This is a genomic window from Duganella rhizosphaerae, assembly GCF_040364205.1.
Lineage (GTDB): Bacteria > Pseudomonadota > Gammaproteobacteria > Burkholderiales > Burkholderiaceae_D > Rugamonas > Rugamonas rhizosphaerae.
Genome location: NZ_BPWK01000047.1, coordinates 1 through 2305, shown reverse-complemented (window position 1 = coordinate 2305; position 2305 = coordinate 1). Strand labels below are relative to the sequence as shown.

The 2305-nt window shown below is 67.1% G+C and carries 1 protein-coding gene; it reads right to left on the bottom strand.

The features are described from left to right. On the bottom strand, window positions 1-2305 hold a 2305-nt coding region (locus tag RUGAMON1_RS32505), incomplete at both ends, for a condensation domain-containing protein (RefSeq protein WP_445234399.1).

The following is a 2305-nucleotide window of genomic DNA, read 5'->3' as shown; positions in this document are numbered from 1 at the left end:
CGGATAATCCGGATCGAGCGGCACGTAGCAGCCGCCCGCCTTCAGGATGGCCAGCAAGGCCACCACCATGCCCACGCCGCGCTCGGCGCACACCGCCACCCGCGCGTCCGGCGCCACGCCCAGCTCCGCCAGATGGCGCGCCAGCTGGTTGGCCCGCTCGTTGAGCTGGCGGTAGCTCAGGCTGTCGCGCTCATCGTTCACGGCCACCGCCTCCGGGCTCGCCGCCGCCTGGCGCTCGAACAGCTCATGCAGGCAAAGCTCCGGTTCCCGCGCCACGTCGGTGGCGTTCCATTGTTCCAGCATCAGCCGCAGTTCGTCCTGCGGCAGCACGTTCAGCGCATCGAGCGCCGCCGCCGGCCGCGTTGCCAGCGCGCTCACCAGTTGTTCGAGAGCCTCCTGGACATAGGCGCCCACGCGCTCGGCCGATATCGATTGATCGACTTGCACCGTCAGTACGAAGTCTTCGCCCAGATCGTCCACCGACAAGGTCAGCGGATAGTTGGTGCGCTCTTCGCCGCCGATGACGTTGACGCCTTCCCAGGCGTCGTTCGATTGCTGCTCCGCGTCGCCCGTCTCGACCACGCTATGGCGGTAATTGAGCAACGACGAGAACAGCGGCGTCTGCGCCGCCACGCCGCTGCAGCGCTGGGCCAACGCCAGCGACGCATGCTCGTGCCGCAGCAGCTGCGTCAACAGCGTGTGCGTACCGCGCACGCCTTGGGCAACGCCCCGGTCATCGATGCTGATCCGCACCGGCAGCGTGTTGATGAACATGCCCAGCACCCGGTCGGAACCGGCGCCGCCCTGCATACGGCCGAACAGCACCGTGCCGAACACCACGTCCTGGCGTCCCGACAGGCGCGCCAGCACCTGGGCCCAAGCCAGGTGCATCAGGCTGGCGGCACTGACGCCCTGCGCGCGCGCCTGCGCACGCAGCTGCAATGCCAATGCGGCCGGCAACTGCTGCTCTATTTCCCTGATCCGCGAACCATCGCCGCGCACGTCCAGCAGGCCGTACGGCGCGGTCGGCTCGTCGACACCGGACAGCATCTGCTTGAAGAAGGCCTCATGCTCCGCGCGGCCCACACCCAGGCGCGCCTGGGCGATGAAGTTACGGAACGGCAGCGCCCTTGGCAGCTCGGCCTCGCGGCCCAGCTGGATGATGCGGATTTCCTCGACCAGGATTTCCATCGTCGTATGGTCGATCGCCAGGTGATGCGCCAGGAACTGCAACAGCCAGCGCCCGTTGTCCCGGTCCTCGGTCATAAAACCGCGCATCAACGGCGCCTGGCGCACGTCGATACGGTAGCCGCGCGGATCGTAACGGCTGCGCATCTGGTCGGCGATCGCACCGCCGGCAGGGTCGAATTCAACCTGCTCGATGTTGAGCGGAGCGTGGCGCAGCACCACCTGATGCGGCTCGGCCAGGCCCTCCCACATCACCGCAGTGCGCAGGATATCGTGGCGGTCGATCACCGTTTGCAGGTTGGCCAGAAAGCCGTTCAGGCGTTCCTGGCTATCGAATTCGATCAGGGTGGGCAGCAGATAGGCGTCGCCGGCGCTCTGTATCATGTGGTGGAACAAAATCCCTTCCTGCAGCGGCGCCAGTGGATAGATGTCCTGGATGTTGGCGGCGCCACCCGGCACCAGCTTGGTGATGCTGTCGATTTCGTGCTGCGTCAAATGCGTCAACGGCAGCATGGCCGGGTTGATCGCCGCACAGCCGGCGGCGATGCCATTTGGCGGCACCATCACATCGGCCTCTCCGGTGCCCAGCGCGGTCGCCAGCGCCGCGATGGTTGGCGTGCCGAACAGGGTGCGCACGTCGATTTGCATGCCGACCTGCCGCATACGCTCGATCAGCGTCACCGCCAGCAACGAATGGCCGCCCAGTTCGAAGAAGTTGTCGTGGCGGCCGACCCGCTCCAGCTTGAACAGCTCGGCCCAGAGTGCCGACAGCGTCACTTCAAGTTCGCCTTCGGGCGCCTCGTAGCCGCGCCGCGCGTACGCGCCCCCCTCCGGCGCCGGCAAGGCCTTCTGATCGAGTTTGCCGTTCGGCGTCAGCGGGAAGCTCTCCAGCATCACGAACGCGCTCGGCACCATATAGTCCGACAGCGTGCGCGCCAGTTCCATGCGCAGCTGGCCGGCATCCGGCTGCGCGCCCGGCTGCGCGACGATATAGGCCACCAGGCGTTTGTCGCCCGGCTGGTCTTCGCGCGCCAGCACCACCGCCTCGCGCACCCCGGCGCAGGCCGACAATTTGGCCTCGATCTCGCCCAGTTCGATGCGGAAGCCGCGGATCTTC